The organism is Umezawaea sp. NPDC059074, from assembly GCF_042738955.1.
Taxonomy (GTDB): domain Bacteria; phylum Actinomycetota; class Actinomycetes; order Mycobacteriales; family Pseudonocardiaceae; genus Umezawaea.
In genome coordinates, this window is sequence record NZ_JBHYHC010000010.1 from 105,716 (window position 1) to 122,798 (window position 17,083).

Annotated in this window: 18 protein-coding genes; 11 read left to right on the top strand and 7 right to left on the bottom strand. The window is 70.1% G+C overall.

The window, feature by feature from the left end:
* Positions 1 to 306 precede the first annotated feature (306 nt).
* Positions 307 to 855, bottom strand: coding sequence for a TIGR03086 family metal-binding protein (locus tag ACFWW9_RS07745; RefSeq protein WP_390372921.1), 549 nt, complete (start codon positions 853 to 855; stop codon positions 307 to 309).
* Positions 856 to 941: 86 nt separating this feature from the next.
* Here ACFWW9_RS07745 and ACFWW9_RS07750 point away from each other — a divergent pair, with 86 nt between their 5' ends.
* Complete coding sequence (locus ACFWW9_RS07750) at positions 942 to 1,541, top strand: TetR/AcrR family transcriptional regulator (RefSeq protein ID WP_390372924.1); 600 nt, start codon at positions 942 to 944, stop codon at positions 1,539 to 1,541.
* Here the strand turns inward: ACFWW9_RS07750 and ACFWW9_RS07755 are convergent.
* The gene (locus ACFWW9_RS07755; RefSeq protein WP_390372927.1) at positions 1,513 to 2,106 is read right to left on the bottom strand and encodes a DedA family protein; all 594 of its coding nucleotides are present in this window, start codon (positions 2,104 to 2,106) and stop codon (positions 1,513 to 1,515) included. The two genes, ACFWW9_RS07750 and ACFWW9_RS07755, sit on opposite strands and share 29 nt — an antisense overlap.
* Before the next feature lie 159 nt (positions 2,107 to 2,265).
* On the opposite strand from ACFWW9_RS07755, the gene ACFWW9_RS07760 reads away from it, so the two are divergent.
* Positions 2,266 to 2,925 (top strand): DedA family protein, encoded by a 660-nt coding sequence (locus tag ACFWW9_RS07760; RefSeq protein ID WP_390372929.1) that lies wholly within the window; start codon positions 2,266 to 2,268, stop codon positions 2,923 to 2,925.
* Here ACFWW9_RS07760 and leuA read toward each other — a convergent pair.
* Positions 2,922 to 4,715, bottom strand: a complete 1,794-nt coding sequence (gene leuA, locus ACFWW9_RS07765; RefSeq protein ID WP_390372932.1) for a 2-isopropylmalate synthase — start codon at positions 4,713 to 4,715, stop codon at positions 2,922 to 2,924. The genes ACFWW9_RS07760 and leuA overlap by 4 nt on opposite strands.
* A gap of 229 nt (positions 4,716 to 4,944) precedes the next feature.
* Between leuA and ACFWW9_RS07770 the strand changes: the two genes are divergently transcribed.
* Both ACFWW9_RS07770 and ACFWW9_RS07775 read left to right on the top strand, forming a co-directional pair.
* The gene (locus tag ACFWW9_RS07770; protein WP_390372935.1) at positions 4,945 to 5,244 is read left to right on the top strand and encodes a hypothetical protein; all 300 of its coding nucleotides are present in this window, start codon (positions 4,945 to 4,947) and stop codon (positions 5,242 to 5,244) included.
* A gap of 35 nt (positions 5,245 to 5,279) precedes the next feature.
* Complete coding sequence (locus ACFWW9_RS07775; RefSeq protein ID WP_390372938.1) at positions 5,280 to 5,600, top strand: hypothetical protein; 321 nt, start codon at positions 5,280 to 5,282, stop codon at positions 5,598 to 5,600.
* Here ACFWW9_RS07775 and ACFWW9_RS07780 read toward each other — a convergent pair.
* Positions 5,565 to 6,155: a nitroreductase family protein gene (locus ACFWW9_RS07780; protein ID WP_390372941.1), complete on the bottom strand. Its 591-nt coding sequence runs from the start codon at positions 6,153 to 6,155 to the stop codon at positions 5,565 to 5,567. The two genes, ACFWW9_RS07775 and ACFWW9_RS07780, sit on opposite strands and share 36 nt — an antisense overlap.
* A complete protein-coding gene (locus ACFWW9_RS07785; protein ID WP_390372943.1) occupies positions 6,155 to 7,363 on the bottom strand; it encodes a hypothetical protein in 1,209 nt (402 codons plus the stop codon). The genes ACFWW9_RS07780 and ACFWW9_RS07785 overlap by 1 nt, the downstream gene beginning before the upstream one ends.
* Before the next feature lie 99 nt (positions 7,364 to 7,462).
* Between ACFWW9_RS07785 and ACFWW9_RS07790 the strand changes: the two genes are divergently transcribed.
* From ACFWW9_RS07790 to ACFWW9_RS07800, 3 genes are all read left to right on the top strand, one after another.
* Positions 7,463 to 8,728 (top strand): aspartate kinase, encoded by a 1,266-nt coding sequence (locus tag ACFWW9_RS07790; RefSeq protein ID WP_390372946.1) that lies wholly within the window; start codon positions 7,463 to 7,465, stop codon positions 8,726 to 8,728.
* The gene (locus tag ACFWW9_RS07795; protein WP_390372949.1) at positions 8,725 to 9,792 is read left to right on the top strand and encodes an aspartate-semialdehyde dehydrogenase; all 1,068 of its coding nucleotides are present in this window, start codon (positions 8,725 to 8,727) and stop codon (positions 9,790 to 9,792) included. The genes ACFWW9_RS07790 and ACFWW9_RS07795 overlap by 4 nt, the downstream gene beginning before the upstream one ends.
* A gap of 61 nt (positions 9,793 to 9,853) precedes the next feature.
* Positions 9,854 to 11,320 (top strand): gluconokinase, encoded by a 1,467-nt coding sequence (locus tag ACFWW9_RS07800; protein ID WP_390372951.1) that lies wholly within the window; start codon positions 9,854 to 9,856, stop codon positions 11,318 to 11,320.
* Here the strand turns inward: ACFWW9_RS07800 and ACFWW9_RS07805 are convergent, their stop codons facing one another.
* Positions 11,321 to 12,505 carry an MFS transporter gene (locus ACFWW9_RS07805; protein WP_390372954.1) on the bottom strand — a complete coding sequence of 395 codons (1,185 nt, stop codon included), beginning with the start codon at positions 12,503 to 12,505 and terminating at the stop codon, positions 11,321 to 11,323.
* Between the two features lie 149 nt (positions 12,506 to 12,654).
* On the opposite strand from ACFWW9_RS07805, the gene ACFWW9_RS07810 reads away from it, so the two are divergent.
* Positions 12,655 to 14,103 carry a catalase gene (locus ACFWW9_RS07810; RefSeq protein ID WP_390372956.1) on the top strand — a complete coding sequence of 483 codons (1,449 nt, stop codon included), beginning with the start codon at positions 12,655 to 12,657 and terminating at the stop codon, positions 14,101 to 14,103.
* A 37-nt stretch (positions 14,104 to 14,140) separates the two neighbouring features.
* On the opposite strand, the gene ACFWW9_RS07815 is transcribed toward ACFWW9_RS07810, so the two are convergent.
* A complete protein-coding gene (locus tag ACFWW9_RS07815; RefSeq protein WP_390372959.1) occupies positions 14,141 to 15,229 on the bottom strand; it encodes an alpha/beta hydrolase in 1,089 nt (362 codons plus the stop codon).
* 121 nt (positions 15,230 to 15,350) lie between these two features.
* On the opposite strand from ACFWW9_RS07815, the gene ACFWW9_RS07820 reads away from it, so the two are divergent.
* The 3 genes from ACFWW9_RS07820 to ACFWW9_RS07830 all read left to right on the top strand — a co-directional run bounded on the left by ACFWW9_RS07820 (position 15,351) and on the right by ACFWW9_RS07830 (position 16,959).
* Positions 15,351 to 15,911, top strand: coding sequence for an NADPH-dependent FMN reductase (locus ACFWW9_RS07820; protein WP_390372961.1), 561 nt, complete (start codon positions 15,351 to 15,353; stop codon positions 15,909 to 15,911).
* A 128-nt stretch (positions 15,912 to 16,039) separates the two neighbouring features.
* A complete protein-coding gene (locus ACFWW9_RS07825; protein WP_390372963.1) occupies positions 16,040 to 16,465 on the top strand; it encodes an organic hydroperoxide resistance protein in 426 nt (141 codons plus the stop codon).
* A 17-nt stretch (positions 16,466 to 16,482) separates the two neighbouring features.
* On the top strand, positions 16,483 to 16,959 hold the full coding sequence (locus ACFWW9_RS07830) for a Dps family protein (RefSeq protein ID WP_390372965.1): 477 nt from the start codon (positions 16,483 to 16,485) through the stop codon (positions 16,957 to 16,959).
* Positions 16,960 to 17,083: the final 124 nt, after the last annotated feature.

Below are 17,083 nucleotides of genomic sequence, written 5' to 3' on the forward strand. Positions count from 1 at the left end.
CTCTTTCGCTTTGTCAAGGCTGGAAAGACGCCTTGACAAAGCGAAAGAGGGTGGGGGCGCAAAAACAATCGGGGGCTGCCAGGGTTGGGGGTTAGAAGAACCTGCCGGCACGGTCCAGTCCCACACGGTGCGAGTGCCGGCCGGGGGCCGGAAGATTTTTAGTCCAGTACCGCGCGGTGCGGGTGCCGGCCGGGGGCCGGAAGATAGAGAGAGCAGTTCCGTGCGGTGCTGGTTAGTGATTGCGCCGGTTGGTCACGGGGGTGAGTTGGGGCCGGGGGCCGTTGGTGGCCTTGTGCGGTGTTGTGGTCAGGCGGGCCAGTGGGGTGAGCGGCCCAGGCTGGCTACCAAGCGGTCCGTGGTTGTTGCGTTCTCGTCCACCTGTACTGGTGGGGCGAAGGCGGAGATTCCTTCTGGGTAGTGGCTGGCGATTCGGGTGGCTGCTTGTGCCATGTCGTCGTCGAACGTCAGGTGCTGGCCTACTGCTCTTGCCAGGTCCCAGGCGTGGATGAGGTTGTCCAGGTAGTGCGCGGCGACGATCGTTCGTCCTGATTGCTTGCCGAAGCCTGGGAAGTTCCACTCGGCGTCGAGCATTCCCGCTGTGTCGAAGGCGTTCCAGGCTTCCTGGACGGCGGCCGTGTAGACGCCCAAGGGGTCGTTGCCCACTGGGGCTCCGGTGATTTTGGTGCCGCGAACCTCGGCTACGAAGGTGGCTGTGGTGTCCACCTGGTGTTGCACCAGTTCTCGGATGTTCCACTCCGCGCACGGGGTGGCCATCGAGAGGTCTGATCGGCTCATCTCCTTGAGCAGCTTGATGTTCAGTTCGCAGGCGCGTCGGTCCAGGTCCAGCAGGTCCATCGGGTGGCCCCCAGGGTGTTGGTAACTGTACGAACGGTCGTACTATTACTTGAGTGGGGGTAGGTGTCAACAGTTACCGTTGGGTCGTGACGCGTGTGGATGGTCGTGTTGAGCGTGGGGAGCAGACTCGGCGGTTGATCCTGCGGCGGGCTGCTGACATCGCTTCGGTGGAGGGGCTGGAGGGGCTGTCCATCGGGCGGTTGGCTGCTGAGTTGGATGTGAGCAAGAGTGGGGTTTTTGCTCACTTCGGGTCGAAGGAGGAGTTGCAGCTGGCCACTGTTCGGGCGGCTGCGAAGATCTTTGTCGACACGGTGGTGACGCCTGCTTTTCGGGAGCCTGTGGGGCTTCCTCGGTTGCGGGCGTTGTGCGAGGGGTGGTTGGACTACTCCGAGCGTCGTACGTTTCCCGGCGGGTGTTTTTTTGCCGCTGTGCAGCCGGAGTTCAGTTCGCGGCCAGGGCGGGTGCGGGACTCGATCGCTGAGGCCGGGGAGAAGTGGACGGCGTTGATTCGGGAAGCCGCAGTCCAGTCTGGGCTGGAGGATCCTGATCAGTTGGCGTTCGAGGTTGTGGCGTTTCTCGAGGCTGCGAACGTGCAGGCGGTGTTGCACGACTTTCCCGGTGCGTACGACCGTGCACGGGTGGCTGTTCGGGAGCGGCTCACACGGGTAGAGGGAGCTGCTGAGTAGTCGTGGCGGTGTCGACTACTCGGCGTTGGGCTGCCTTGATGAGCATTCCGGCTGGGACGCTGATCAGCAGGGCTACGCCCAGGGAGATGAGCATTGCCAGGGCGGGTTCGGTGACTAGTTGGCCGCCGATGTAGCCGAGCAGGGCCGCGTAGGTGCTCCACAGGGCCGCGCCGATGACGGCTACTGGGAGGAAGCGGCGTTTTGGCCACTTGAGGGAGCCTGCCAGTAGTGCGCCGATGATGCCGCCGCCTGGGACGAAGCGGATCGCTACGAGGATTGGCTCGCCGTGGTCCGCTAGGTGGCCTGCGGTCCAGGAGACCATGGCTCGGGAGCCGGTGCTGCGGTTGAAGCGGGTGAGGGCTCGGGTGCCTAGGGTGCGGCCCAGGCCGAAGTTGACGAAGTCGGCGAGGGTGCAGCCGATGGCCGCCACGACGATCACCCAGGCGAGCGGTAGTTCGCCTGCTGCCGCGAGGACGCCGTAGCCGATCAGGACCGCCTCGGTGGGTGCCAGTGGCACCACCGCGACCACGAAGAGCACCAGGAGGCTGGCCAGAACGGCGTTCATAACCGGTGCAACGCGTGAACTGCGGAAACGGCTTCCCCGTTGGGACAACTTCAGCATTCCTACAGGTAGTGCGCTTGGTCACCGCCCATTGAGGACTGCGTCGCACAACGATCCAGGTCGGACCTTCAGCTATTCCTCAGCTCCTGGCAGGATCCGGAGGTGCACATCAACGAGTGGCTCCAGACGATCCCCCCGCTGGCGATCATCCTGCTGGTCGGGTTCGTGATCGGGCTGGAGAGCCTGGGCATCCCGCTGCCCGGTGAGATCGTGCTGGTCAGCGCGTCGCTGCTGGCCGCGCAGCACGTCGTCAGCCCGATCGCCGTGGCGCTGGCCGCGATCACCGGGGCGGTCGTGGGCGACTCGATCGGGTACGCGATCGGGCGCAAGGGCGGGAAGCCGCTGTTCGTCTGGGCGGGGAACAAGTTCCCGAAGCACTTCGGGCCCGCGCACCTCGCCACCGCCGAGAAGGCGTTCGAGCGGTGGGGCATGTGGGCCGTGTTCTTCGGGCGGTTCATCGCGCTGCTGCGCATCTTCGCGGGGCCGTTGGCCGGGGCGCTGCACATGCGCTACTGGAAGTTCCTCACGGCGAACGCGCTCGGCGGGATCGTGTGGGCCGGTGGCACCACGGCCGTCATCTACTACCTGGGCATCGTGGCGGAGAAGTGGCTGAGCCGGTTCTCCTGGATCGGGCTGCTCGCCGCCGTGCTGTTCGGCATCGGCACGGCGCTGTTCATGAAGCGGCGCGCGGCCAAGATGGCCGAGAAGATGGAGGCGGAGTCCGGTGAGGTGGAACCGGACCCCGTCTCCAAGCTCGCCTAGCGGTTCGCGCGGTTCACGGCCGACACGATGCCCGTGAGGGCCGCGGCGGTCGTCGAGTGGTCGATCCCGACGCCCCACAGGACGCGGTCGCCCACGGCACACTCCAGGTACGCGGCGGCGCGGGCGTCGTCACCCGCCGTGAGGGCGTGCTCGACGTAGTCCAGCACCCGCACGTCGTAGCCGATGGACGCCAGCGCGTCGACGAACGCGGCGATCGGGCCGTTGCCGTTGCCGGTGATCTCCACCCGCTCGCCGTCCGCCCAGATCGTCACGGTGATCTCGGCGTGGCCGGAGTCGTCGCTGGAGATGCGGTGGCCGACCAGCTTCAGCGGCACGGCCGGGGTCAGGTACTCCTCGGAGAACGCGTCCCACATGTCCTTCGGGCCGATCTCGCCGCCCTGCGTGTCGGTGACCTCCTGGATCACCCGCGAGAACTCGACCTGGAGCCGACGCGGCAGGTCCAGGTGGTGCTCGGTCTTCATCAGGTACGCCACGCCGCCCTTGCCGGACTGCGAGTTGACCCGGATCACGGCCTCGTAGTTGCGGCCGACGTCCTTCGGGTCGATCGGCAGGTACGGGACCTCCCACGGGTAGGAGTCCACGTGCTGGTCGGCGGCCTTCGCCTCGTCCTCCAGCGCCTCCAGGCCCTTCTTGATGGCGTCCTGGTGGCTGCCGGAGAACGCGGTGAACACCAGGTCGCCGCCGTACGGGTGGCGCTCGGCCACGGGCAGCTGGTTGCAGTACTCGACCGTGCGGCGGATCTCGTCGATGTCGGAGAAGTCGATCTGCGGGTCGACGCCCTGGCTGAAGATGTTCATGCCCAGCGTCACCAGGCACACGTTGCCGGTGCGCTCGCCGTTGCCGAACAGGCAGCCCTCGATGCGGTCCGCGCCCGCCAGGTAGCCCAGCTCGGCGGCGGCGACGCCCGTGCCGCGGTCGTTGTGCGGGTGCAGCGACAGGACGATCGAGTCGCGGCGGGCCAGGTTGCGCGACATCCACTCGATGGAGTCGGCGTAGACGTTCGGCGTGGCCATCTCGACGGTCGCGGGCAGGTTGATGATCATCGGCAGCTCGGGCGTGGGCTGGATGACCTCGGTGACCGCGTCGCACACCTCCAGGGCGTACGACAGCTCGGTGCCGGTGTAGGACTCGGGGGAGTACTCGTAGCGGAACTCGGTCTCCGGGTAGTTCGCGGCGACCTCCAGCGCGTACTTCGCGGCGTCCACGGCGATCTTCTTGATGCCCTCGCGGTCGGACTTGAACACGACCCGCCGCTGGAGGATCGACGTGGAGTTGTAGAAGTGCACGATCGCGCGCGGAGCCCCGTCCAGCGACTCGAACGTCCGCTTGATCAGCTCGGGGCGGCACTGGGTCAGCACCTGGATCGTCACGTCGTCCGGGATCGCGCCGTCCTCGATGATCTCGCGGACGAAGTCGAAGTCGGTCTGGGACGCGGCCGGGAAGCCGACCTCGATCTCCTTGTAGCCCATCCGCACCAGCAGGTCGAACATCTTGCGCTTGCGGGCCGGGGACATCGGGTCGATCAGCGCCTGGTTGCCGTCACGCAGGTCGACCGCGCACCACTGCGGGGCCTGGGTGATCGTCTTCGACGGCCAGGTCCGGTCGGGTACCGAGACGGGCTCGACCTCGTCGGCGAACGGGCGGTAGCGGTGGAACGGCATCGAACTGCCGCGCTGGGTGTTCCACTTCGGCTGGTCGGCGGGCGCGGGCCGGGACGGCGGGCGCAGGCGGCTGGTGCCGGAGGTGTAGGCGTCGGGGCTGGTGGTCATGATCGTGAGTCTCCTGCTGGTCGCTGGGGAACGCAGACGACCGGCGGCAGTGCTCGACTCCGCGACGGGGGGCCGGTCTGGTCAGACCCCGTCACGGCAGCGAAGCAGGAGGGCACGCGCCACCCCGACAGAGTAACCAGAATTCCCGCCGAGCCCGAACCATTCGTCCACATGGTGGAACTTCACCCGAAAGTGTTTGCCTGGTCACCCCGACGGGAATCTCTTGCGCATGTCCAGATGGCGTACGGGTACTCGCAGCGGCAGCTACACGGCTGCCAGGGTGATCAGCGGTGTTGGCGCGCTGTTCGCGATCATCGAGATCGTCTACATTCTCATGATCGTGCTAGGCGCTAACCAGGCCAACGCGTTCTTCTCGTTCGTGAAGTCGCTCGCCGAGCCCTTGGCGCTCTTCTTCCCGGGCCTGTTCAGCTTCGAGAGCTACAACCTCAGCATCATCCTGAACTACGGTCTGGCGGCCGTGTTCTGGTTGGTCGTCACGGGCATCATCGCCCGTCTCCTCGCTCGCTAGCTACTGGTCGGTAAGTCTGTGTCACACTGGTTGACATGGCCGAGAACCAGGTAAGCGCCGGTCACGGCGTCCGCGCGAAGGTCGTGGGCGCCGTGGCCGTCGTCGTCGGTTGGGCGGGCCTCGCCATCGCGATGGTCCTCGTCGCCCACGTGGTGCTGACCGTCGGCAAGGCGAACCCGGACAACGGGATCACGTCCACGATCAGCGACCTCGCCCAGCCGCTCTCGCTGGGCTTCCACGACCTGTTCGCGCCCGCCGACCCGACGCTCGCGGTCATCGTGAACTTCGGGATCGCGGCCCTCTTCTGGCTCTTCGTCAGGTCACTCGTGCTGCGGCTCGTCCGCCGTCTCGCCTGAGAACGCCGGCTCGCCCCACGTCCCGCTGAACACCAGCTCGGTCAACGGCTTGCGCTTGCGCGGTCGGGTCTCCCTGGCCTGGAGCTCCTCCGGCAGGTCCGCCACGTCGCCGAGCCTCCCCACGGCGATGGCCACCACCGGCTCCGCGTCGTCGGGCAGCGCGAACGCCGTCCGCACCGCGTCCTTGTCGAACCCGCCGATCTGGTGCGCGACTAGCCCGAGGTCCACGGCCTGGAGCACCAGGTTCTGCACCGCCAGCCCCAGCCCGTACACCGTGTTCGGCAGCGGCCCGCGCTCGTCGGCGGTCACGACCGCGCCGACCAGCAGCACCGACGCGCGGTGCGCCCACGTCCGGTTCTTCGGCCGCAGCGCCTCCAGGATCCGGGTGAACGTCGGGTCGCCCCGGTAGCCCAGCAGGAACCGCGCCGGCTGCGTGTTGCCGTGCGACGCGGCCCACCGCGCCGCCTCCAGCAGCACGCCCACCTGCTCGGGGGACACCTCCGCCACGGGGTCGAACGCCCGTGGGCTCCACCGCTGCTCGATCGCCGGGATCATCAGATCGCGTACTGCCAGGCCGTGATGGCGTACGCCCCGAACCAGGCGCTGAACACCGCGAGCCCGGTCAGCAGGGCCACGGCCGTCGACGTCCGCCGCTTCGCGAGGGCCAGCGCGGCCGGGATCAGCAGCGTGAACGCGGGCAGCAGCAGCCGGGCCTTCGAGTTCATCAGGCCGTTCGAGCCGAGGTCCATCACCAGCACCCCGATCCCGTAGACCAGCAGCGGCCACTCCAGCCGCCGCCGGAAGCCCAGCACCACCAGCGCGATCGCGATCAGCAGGAACCACACGGTCGTCAGCTCCAGCACCGACCGCGGCTCGCCGAGGTTGGCCAGCGCGAACTTCCACGTCGCCGCGCCGCCGTCGAACCGCGAGTCCCAGCCGCGCCGCTGCACCGCGAACCAGCCGTCGAGCTGCCCGGTGCGCGCGGCCACGTAACCGAGGTAGCCGAGCAGGCCCAGCGGCGCGATCAGGCCGCCCACCCACGGCTTCCAGCCGTCCCGCCGGGTGATCACGGCCACGAGCGCGGCCAGCCCCACGGCCAGCAGCAGCGCCGCCGCCGTCGGCCGGACCAGGCCCGCCGCGGCCGTGCACAGGCCCGCGAGCACCCACTTCCGCTCCACCACGCCGACCAGCGCCCACGCGGCCAGCGCGCAGAACGTGGCCTCGGAGTACGTCATCGACAGCACGATCGCCATGGGGGACGCGGCGAACAGCGCCACCAGCACCAGCCCGGCCCTCGGCGACCCGCCGCGGATCGCCGACCCGAGCCGGAACAGCCCGTACGCGCAGAACACGGCGCCGACCAGGCTCACGGTGAACGCCGCGCCGCGCGTCTCCACGCCCGGCAGCCCGTCGACCCAGCGGATCAGCGCCGGGTAGCCGGGGAAGAACGCCAGCGGCGTCTCCGGCGTGCGCTTGCCGAACGCGTCGACCAGGAACCGCGGCACGTCGCCGTAGCCGCCCTCGGCGATGCCGAGGAACCACTGGCCGTCCCACGACGTCAGCGCCGTCGTCGGGTTCTTGTGCCACCGGTCCGCCATCAGCCCGAGCACGAGCAGCCCGAGCTGGCGGATCACCAGGAACACCAGCGCCGGGGCGAGCAGCAGCGTCACGCGATGTCTCAGCACGAGCGCCAGCCGTTCGCGCAACGAGGGCTCCTCGTCGCGCTCCGCCGGGGGATCGGCCACCGCCTGGACTGTCGACACGGCCACGAGAGTAGTGCCCGTCACGGCCGCCGTAGTCCACTCCTTGACACAGGTAGGCTGCCTGCGACGTGGGAATTTGATCCACAAGGAGGTCAGTCGGTGGCGCTCGTCGTCCAGAAGTACGGCGGTTCCTCGGTCGGAAGTGCCGAGCGGATCAAACGGGTGGCGGAGCGGATCGTCGCGACCCGAAAAGCCGGCAACGACGTCGTGGTCGCGGTCTCCGCGATGGGCGACTCGACCGACGAGCTGCTCGACCTGGCCCGCCAGGTGTCCCCGGTGCCGCCCGCCCGCGAGCTCGACATGCTGCTCACCTCCGGTGAGCGCATCTCGATGTCGCTGCTGGCGATGGCGATCCACGCGCTGGGGGCCGAGGCCCGCTCGTACACCGGCTCGCAGGCGGGCGTGATCACCACGTCCGTGCACGGCAAGGCGCGCATCATCGACGTGACGCCGAGCCGGATCTCCGACGCGCTGGCCGACGGGGCGATCGCGATCGTCGCCGGGTTCCAGGGCGTCAGCCAGGACAGCAAGGAGATCACCACGCTCGGGCGCGGTGGCACGGACACGACCGCGGTGGCGCTGGCCGCCGCGCTCAAGGCCGACGTCTGCGAGATCTACACCGACGTGGACGGCGTGTTCACCGCCGACCCCCGCATCGTGCCCAACGCCAAGCGGCTCGAGACCATCACCTACGAGGAGATGCTCGAGATGGCCGCCTGCGGCGCGAAGGTGCTGATGCTGCGCTGCGTCGAGTACGCGCGCCGCTACAGCGTCCCCGTGCACGTCCGCTCTTCGTTCAGCAACAAGCCAGGGACCATCGTGTCCGGGTCAGTGGAGGACAAGCCCGTGGAACAGGCGATGATCACCGGTGTCGCGCACGACCGGTCGGAGGCCAAGGTCACCGTGACCGCCGTGCCCGACCACCCCGGCGTGGCGGCCAAGATCTTCCGCGTCGTGGCGCAGGCCGAGATCGACATCGACATGGTGGTGCAGAACATCTCGCGCGCCGCCGACGGCCGCACCGACATCACGTTCACGCTGCCGAAGGACGACGGCCCGCGCGCCGTCGCGGCGCTGAACAAGGCCCGTGAGGACGTCGGTTTCGACGCGGTGCTCTACGACGACCACGTCGGCAAGGTGTCGCTGATCGGCGCGGGGATGCGCTCGCACCCCGGCGTGACGGCGACGTTCTGCGAGGCGCTCGCCACGGCGGGCGTCAACATCGAGATCATCTCCACGTCGGAGATCCGGATCTCGGTCATCTGCCGCGACACGCAGCTCGACGACGCCGTCCGTGCCCTGCACGACGCGTTCGAGCTGGGCGGCGACGAGGAGGCTGTGGTGTACGCGGGGAGTGGACGATGAGCACGGGCCCGGTTCTGGCGCTGGTCGGCGCGACGGGGGCCGTCGGCACCGTCATGATCGACATCATGAACGGCCGGGAATCCGTGCCGTGGAGCGAGATCCGGCTGATCGCCTCGGCCAGGTCGGCGGGCAAGAAGCTCACCGTCCGCGGTGAGGAGCTGACCGTCGTCGCGCTGTCGCCCGAGGCGTTCGACGGCGTCGACATCGCCATGTTCGACGTGCCGGACGAGGTCTCCGCGGAGTGGGCGCCGATCGCGGCGTCGCGCGGCGCGGTGGCCGTCGACAACTCCGGCGCGTTCCGGATGGACGCCGAGGTCCCGCTGGTGGTCCCGGAGGTCAACGCGGACCAGATCTCCCAGCGCCCCAAGGGGATCATCGCGAACCCGAACTGCACGACGCTGTCGATGATGGCGTCGCTGGGCGCCCTGCACCGCGAGTTCGAGCTGAAGGAACTCGTCGTCTCCTCCTACCAGGCGGCCTCCGGTGGCGGCCAGCCCGCGATCGACCGCCTCCGCGCCGAGCTGGAAGCGGTGGCGGGCAAGGACGTCGGCGTCCGCGCGGGCGACGTGCGCGAGGTCCTCGACGCGGCGGGCCTGCCGGTCTCGGACTCGCCGTTCCCGGCCCCGCTGGCGCTGAACGTCATCCCGTGGGCGGGCTCGCTCAAGGACGACGGCTGGACCAGCGAGGAGCTGAAGGTCCGCAACGAGTCCCGCAAGATCCTCGGCATCCCGGACCTGAAGGTCTCCGCGACCTGCGTCCGCGTGCCCGTCGTGACGACGCACTCGCTGGCGGTCCACGCGGTGTTCGCCCGCGAGGTCACCGTCGAGGCGGCGCACAAGATCTTCGAGGCGCAGCCGTCCATCGTGCTGGTCGACGACCCGACCGTGAAGCAGTTCCCGACGCCGGTGGACGTCGTCGGCGAGGACCCGACGTACGTCGGGCGGGTCCGGCAGGCGCTGGACTTCCCGAACACGCTGGACTTCTTCGTCTGCGGCGACAACCTGCGCAAGGGCGCGGCGCTCAACACCTACGAGATCGCCGAGGGCCTGGTCGACCGGCTCTGATCCTCCGATCGCGGGGCGCTTCCGACACGTCGGGAGCGCCCCGTCGATTACCGTCTCCCGCATGACGCAGGCAGTGCTCGGTGTGGACCTCGGCACCACCGCGACGAAGGTCATCGCGGTGGACCAGCGGGCTCGGGTGCTGTTCGGCGCCGAGCACGGCTACCCGCTCCGCACGACACCGTCGGGCGAGGCCACCCACGACCCGCTCCAGGTCCTGGAGGCCGCGCTCCTGGCCCTGCGCGAGGTCGCGGCGTGGTGCGCCCAGTCCGGTGTGGACGTGGTCGCCCTGTCGTTGACCGGGGCCATGCACACCCTGCTGGCGGTCGACGCCGACGGCGAGCCGCTGACCGGGTCGTTGAGCTGGGCCGACAACCGCGCCACCGAGCAGACCGCCCGGCTGCGCGGCACCGCCGAGGGCACCGCGCTGCACCGGATCACCGGCACGCCCATCCACCCGTTCGCGCCGCTGTCCAAACTGGCCTGGTTCTCGCAGCACCACCCGGACCTGGCGTCGTCGGCCCGCTGGTGCGGCCTGAAGGACTTCATCGGTCTCCGCCTCACCGGCCGCTTCGCCACCGAGCACTCCTCGGGGTCCGGCACCGGTCTGATGGACATCCACCGCCTCGCGTGGCACCCGGAGTCCCTGGCGTTCGCGGGCGTCACGGCCGCGCAGCTGCCGGAACTGCTGGCCCCCACCGACTCCGCGCCGCTGACCGCCGTGGTCCCCGGCCTGCCCGTGGGGCTGCCGGTCGTCATGGGCGGCGGCGACGGTCCGATGGCGAACCTCGGCGTGGGCGCGGTGGCTCCGGGTGTGGCGGCGCTGTCGCTGGGCACCAGCGGCGCGCTGCGGGTCGTGCGCGACCAGCCCGGTGTGGACGAGCGGGGCCGGGTGTTCTGCTACGCCATCGGCGAGGGCCTGTGGGTGCTGGGCGGCGCGATCAGCAACGGCGGCGTCGTGGCGCAGTGGGCCGCCGAGACGTTCGGGGTCGACGTGAGCGCGCTGCTCGACGAGGCCGCCGCGGTCCCGGTGGGGGCGAACGGGCTCGTGGCCCTGCCGTACCTCCTGGCCGAGCGCGCGCCGTGGTGGGACCCGGACCCGCGCGCCACCCTCGTGGGCCTGCGCCGCGAACACGGTCGCGCGGAGATCACCCGCGCCCTGGTGGAGGGCGTGGGCCAGCAGTTGGCGCTGGTGCTGGACGGCGTCCGCTCCACCGGGGCCCGCGTGGACAGCATCCGCGTCACCGGCGGCGCGTTCCGCAACGACCTGTGGGCCACGGTGCTGGCCTCGGCGTTCGGCATGGAGCTGGAACTCGCCGACGACAGCGAGGGCTCCGGCGTCGGCGCGGCGCTGATCGCCTGGCGCGCCCTGGACGTGCTGCCGTCGCTGACCGCGGCGGCGGACCTCGTCGTGCCGACCAAGACGATCGCGCCCGACCCGGAGGCGGTCCGCCACCTCGCCCGCACCCGCCCGCTGGTCGAGCGCGTCTACCACGCGCTGCACGACCTCACGGCGGACCTGGCGCGCTGATCAGCCGACCTCGACGACCTCGCGCCGACCGGCCCGCCGGTCCACCAGCGCGCCGATCCCGGCGATCCCGGCCCCGGCCGCCCCGACGGCCGCGAAGCCCCACCCGGCCGACGAGTGGTCGATCACGAACCCGGCCAGCGGGCCGCCGAACGCCGCGCCCACGGTGAACGCGGACCCCTGCAACCCCATCGCCTCGCCGCGGACCGCCGCGGGCGTCAACCGGGTGAGCACCTCGCCGCTGCTGGCGATCATCGGCGCGGCCAGGAAGTTCGCCGGGAGCAGCGCCAGCGCGAGCAGCCACAGCGACCCGGTGGCGAGGCCGACGGGGATCGCGAGCAGCCCCATCGTGGCCATCAGGAAGCGCGGGGTCGGGGCCTTGGCGAGCCCGCCGTAGACGAAGCCGCCGACCATCGAGGCCAGGCACATGCCGATGACCAGCACACCGGTCCACCGGACGTGCCCCTGCTCCTGGAGGGCGGCGACCAGCGCCACCTCGGTGCCCGCCAGCACGAGGATCGCGCCGGAGGACGTCACGAGCAGGGCCAGCACCGCGGGCGTCAACCACTCGCGCCGCGGCGGCCGTTCCCCGGCGAACGCCTCCTCCTCGTTGCGGACCGGCGGGTTCGCGATCCACAGCGCCACACCGGACGCGACCATCGCCGCGCCCACGACCCACAGCGCGGTCCGGCTGTCGGCGGTCGTGGTCAGCAGCACGCCCAGCGCGGGGCCCGCCATGTACGAGACCTCGACGGCCATCGAGTCCATCGCCAGCGCCGTGCGCCGCTGCGCGACCGGCACCAGCGCGGTCAGCACCTGCCGTCCGATGGACATCATCGGCAGCACGGTGATCCCGCTCAGCAGCGAGGTCACCAGCAGCACCGGGTAGGACAGGGAAGGTGCGGTGAACCAGAACAGGCCTTCGGTGACCGTGCTCAGGACCATCACGGTCCGCAGCCCGCGCCGGTCGATGAGCCGTCCCATGAGCGGCGCGCCCAGCGCGATCCCGATGGTCCCCGTCGTGCCGACCAGCCCCGCCGCGCCGTACCCCTTGTCCAGCGCCAGCACCACGTGCAGCGTCAGCGTCATGCCCGAGGCCGTCGTGGGGATCCTCGCGAGGAGCATCAGCAGCATCGACGGGCGGACCCTGGGCAGGCGGAGGACGTCGAGGTAGTTAGCGGGGTTCACGACCCCATGGTGCCTCAGCGGGTCAACTCCTTAACCCCCGGTCTTTTCTTGACCCATTCCAGTAAACGTGGTCACATGGACTGGCCGTGACGCCGGGACCCCGCCGGTGCGGGAGTGCCGGTCACCACCACGAACGAGGGGCTTACTCCGTGACCCGACCGCGTCCCACCACGAACAACGTCGGCATCCCGGTGGCGAGCGACGACCACTCGCTGACCCTGGGCGCCAACGGGCCGATCCTGCTCCAGGACCACTACCTGATCGAGAAGAACGCGCAGTTCAACCGCGAACGCGTGCCCGAACGGGTCGTGCACGCCAAGGGTGGTGGCGCCTTCGGCCACTTCGAGACGACCGAGGACGTCAGCCGGTACACCCGCGCGGCCCTGTTCCAGCCCGGCGTGAAGACCGAGACGCTGCTGCGCTTCTCCACCGTCGCCGGGGAGTTGGGCTCGCCCGACACGTGGCGCGACCCGCGCGGCTTCGCGCTGAAGTTCTACACCTCCGAGGGCAACTACGACCTCGTCGGCAACAACACCCCGGTGTTCTTCCTGCGCGACCCGATCAAGTTCCCGGACTTCATCCGGTCGCAGAAGCGCCGCGTGGACACCGGGCGCCGCGACCACGACATGCAGTGGGACTTCTGGACGTTGCAGCCGCAGACCGCGCACCAGGTGACGTGGCTGATGGGGGACCGCGGGATCCCGAAGACGTGGCGGCACCAGAACGGGTACGGCTCGCACACGTACCTGTGGGAGAACGCCGCGGGCGAGAAGTTCTGGGTGAAGTACCACTTCAAGACGGACCAGGGCATCGAGACGTTGACGTCCGAGGAGGCCGCCCGGATCGCCGGGGAGGACGCGGACGCCCACCGCGCCGACCTGTGGCACGCGATCGAGGGCGGGGACTTCCCGTCGTGGACGCTCAAGGTCCAGGTGATGCCGTACGCGGAGGCGGAGAACTACCGGTTCAACCCGTTCGACCTGACGAAGGTGTGGCCGCACGCCGACTACCCGCTGATCACGGTCGGGAAGCTGACACTGGACCGGAACCCCGCGGACTACTTCGCGGAGATCGAGCAGGCGGCGTTCGAGCCGACGAACCTGGTGCCGGGGATCGGGACCTCGCCGGACAAGATGCTGATCGGGCGGATCTTCGCCTACCCGGACGCGCACCGGTACCGGATCGGGGCGAACTACGCGCAGCTGCCGGTGAACCGGCCCAAGTCGCCGGTGAACTCGTACTCCAAGGACGGGGCGATGCGGTACGGCAACGCGTCCGATCCCGTCTACGCGCCCAACTCCTACGGCGGGCCGCACGCCAACCCCGCGCTGGCGGGTGAGGTGACCTCCACCTACGGGGTCGAGGACGCCGTGGTGCGGGCGGCCTACAAGCTGCACGTCGAGGACGACGACTTCGGGCAGGCCGGGGTGCTGGTGCGCGAGGTGTTCATGGCCGAGCAGCGGGACCGGCTGGTGGAGACCGTCGTCGGGCACGCCGGGAACGGGGTGTCCGAGCGGGTGCTGGAGCGGGTGTTCGAGTACTGGCGGAACATCGACAAGGAGACCGGGGACCGGATCGCGTCGGCTTTCGGGAAGTAGCCGGGGGTGGCCCTGGGCCTGGCCCAGGGCCACTCGGCTAGGCGGTCTTCGGCACGTCCTGCCGCGCGTTGGCCAGTGCCAGGCCGGTCCGGAGCGAGCCGACCGCCTCCGAGACCGCCTCGCGGTAGATGCCGCCCAGGCCCAGGACGTTGGCGAAGCCGTGGAACAGGCCCTCGTGGCGGCGGAGGACCACCGGGACGCCCGCCTTGGCCAGCTTCTCCGCGAACGCCTCGCCCTCGTCCCGCAGCGGGTCGAAGCCCGCGGTCGCCAGGTAGGTCGGCGGGAGCGCGCTGAGGTCGTCGGCCAGCAGCACCGAGAGGCGCGGGTCCACCCAGGACTCGGCCTCGGGGGCGTAGTGGTCGCGGAACCAGTCCATCTTCGCGTCGGTGAGGAAGAAGCCGTTGCCGAACAGGTCGCGGGAGCGGCGGCGGGTCGAGGCGTCCACGGCCGGGTAGAGGAGCAGCAGGAACACCGGGGTCGGGCCGCCCGCTTGGGCCGCTCGCAGGGCGGTCACGGCGGCCAGGTTGCCGCCCGCGCTGTCGCCGCCCAAGGCGATGCGGGCCGGGTCGACCCGGAGGTCGGCTGCGTGCTCCACGGCCCACTCGAAGGCGACCATGACGTCGTCCACGGCGGCCGGGAACGGGTGTTCCGGAGCGAGGCGGTAGTCGACCGCGAGGACGCGGACGCCCGCTTCCAGCGCCAGGAAGCGGCACAGGTTGTCGTGGCTGTCGAGATCGCCGCTGACCCAGCCGCCACCGTGGTAGAAGATCAACATCGCCGAGTCCGGGGCCAGGCCGACCGGCTCGTAGACGCGGCCGGGGATCTGGCCGTCCTCACGGGGGATGCGCACCGGCCGGACGGCCACGCCCTGCACGACCGGGCCGCAGACGAGGGCGTTGGTCTGGGCCAGGGCGACGCGGTCCTCCGCGGGCGTGGTCATGCCCCACTCCAGGCCGCTGAGCTGTTGCAGTCGCAGCAGCAGCTGGGCGTCCGGGTGCAGGCGCTGGCCGTCCACGACGATCGGCCTCCCGGTGACCAGCCGGCGCAGCGGGGCGGGGAGGCCGAACGCGAAACGCAGCGCGCCCGCGAGGACGCCGGTGGGCACGGACTCGGCGAGCTTCGACATGGAACGGATGTTACCCATCGGTAGGCGGTGTGACGAGGGTCCCGACCGAGTGGACCTCCAGCGCGCTGGAGGTCGTACGGTCGGGGTCGGTCGGTTCGCGCAGGTGGAAGGATCTCCAGGAATGACGGTCACCGTGGTGGGCATCGGGGGCTCCATCCGCCCCAATTCGCAGTCCGAGCGCGCGATGAGGATCGCGCTGTCGGGCGCGCGGGAAGCCGGTGCGCACACCGTCGAGGTGACCGGCCCCGACCTCGTGCTCCCGTTCTACGACCCGCACGTCGCCGACCGGCCCGAAGCCGCGTCCAGGTTGGTCAAGGCGCTGCGCGAGGCCGATGGCGTGGTGCTGGTGTCGCCCGGCTACCACGGCACGGTGTCCGGGCTGGTGAAGAACGCGCTCGACTACGTCGAGGACCTCCGCACCGACGAACGCCCGTACCTCACGGGCCGCGCGGTCGGCTGCGTCGCCGCCGCGCAGGGGTGGCAGGCGTCCGTCACGACGTTGACCGCGCTGCGCTCCATCGTGCACGCGCTGCGCGGCTGGCCCACGCCGCTGGGCGCGGCCGTGCACTCCGGTGACGTGACGTTCGACGAGGACGGCGGCTGCTCCGACCCGGCGGTGGCCGAGACGCTCCGCGTGATCGGCCGCCAGGTGGCCGAGTTCGCCCTGTCACAGTCAGGTTGACCGGTCACGCCTTCGGGTACGCCTTCGCCGGGTGAGTTGCCCCACCACCGGGAGTCGAAGAGGGTTGTGGAGTGGTTACCAAGCAGTAGAAACTCCGGGAAACCACCTCAGCTCGAAGGAGAGCGTCCATGAACGTGCTCTACACCGCCGAAGCCGTCGCCGTCGGGGAAGGCCGCAACGGCGAGATCCGCTCCTCGGACGGCGTGCTGGACGAGCTGGTCGCGATCCCCCAGGAGATGGGCGGCCCCGGAGGCGGCACCAACCCGGAGCAGCTGTTCGCCGCGGGCTACGCCGCGTGCTTCAACGGCGCCCTGCGGGCGTCGGCGCGCATCGCCAAGATCCAGATCGGCGTGACCGAGGTGACCGCGAAGGTCGGCATCGGCCGCGTCGAGGGCGACGCGGTGGGCATGCACCTGACCGTGGACCTGGTCGCCCGCGTCGAGGGCGTCGAGCAGTCCGTGGCCGACAAGCTCGTCCACGACGCGCACCAGCTCTGCCCGTACTCCAACGCGACTCGCGGCAACATCGAGGTGGCCGTGACCGCCACCGTCTGAAGGAGGCGCTGAAAGCCATGCCAGTCAAGTCACCGATCAGTTCCCCGCTCGGCCAGGCCGAGAAGGACGCGGTGGGCGAGGTGCTCCAGAGCACCCTCGTCGACCTGGTCGACCTGTCCCTGATCGCCAAGCAGGCGCACTGGAACATCGTCGGCAAGAACTTCCGCAGCGTGCACCTCCAGCTCGACGAGCTGGTCACGTTCGCGCGGACGTACACCGACGAGGTGGCCGAGCGCGCCAGCGCGCTGGGCGTCTCGCCCAACGGCAAGGTGCGCGTGGTCGCCGAGAACTCCGTGCTGGACTTCCCGGAGGGCTGGCAGGACGAGGACACGGTGATCAGCTCGATCGTCGGCATCCTCGCCCAGCTCATCGAGCGGCTCCGCACGCGCATCGAGGCGACGGACAAGCCGGACCTGGTCACCCAGGACCTGCTGATCGAGATCACCAAGCAGGTCGAGCAGGCGCACTGGATGTGGCAGGCCCAGCAGGCGTGACGTGGCGGGCGCCGCGGTTTTTACGCGGCGGCCGCGCCCGGCGGGGCTATGTCGGCCGGTGGCGCAGCGCGAAAGGCACCGCGGCCGCCGGCTGCTTGATAGACAACACCATAACCACCGACCC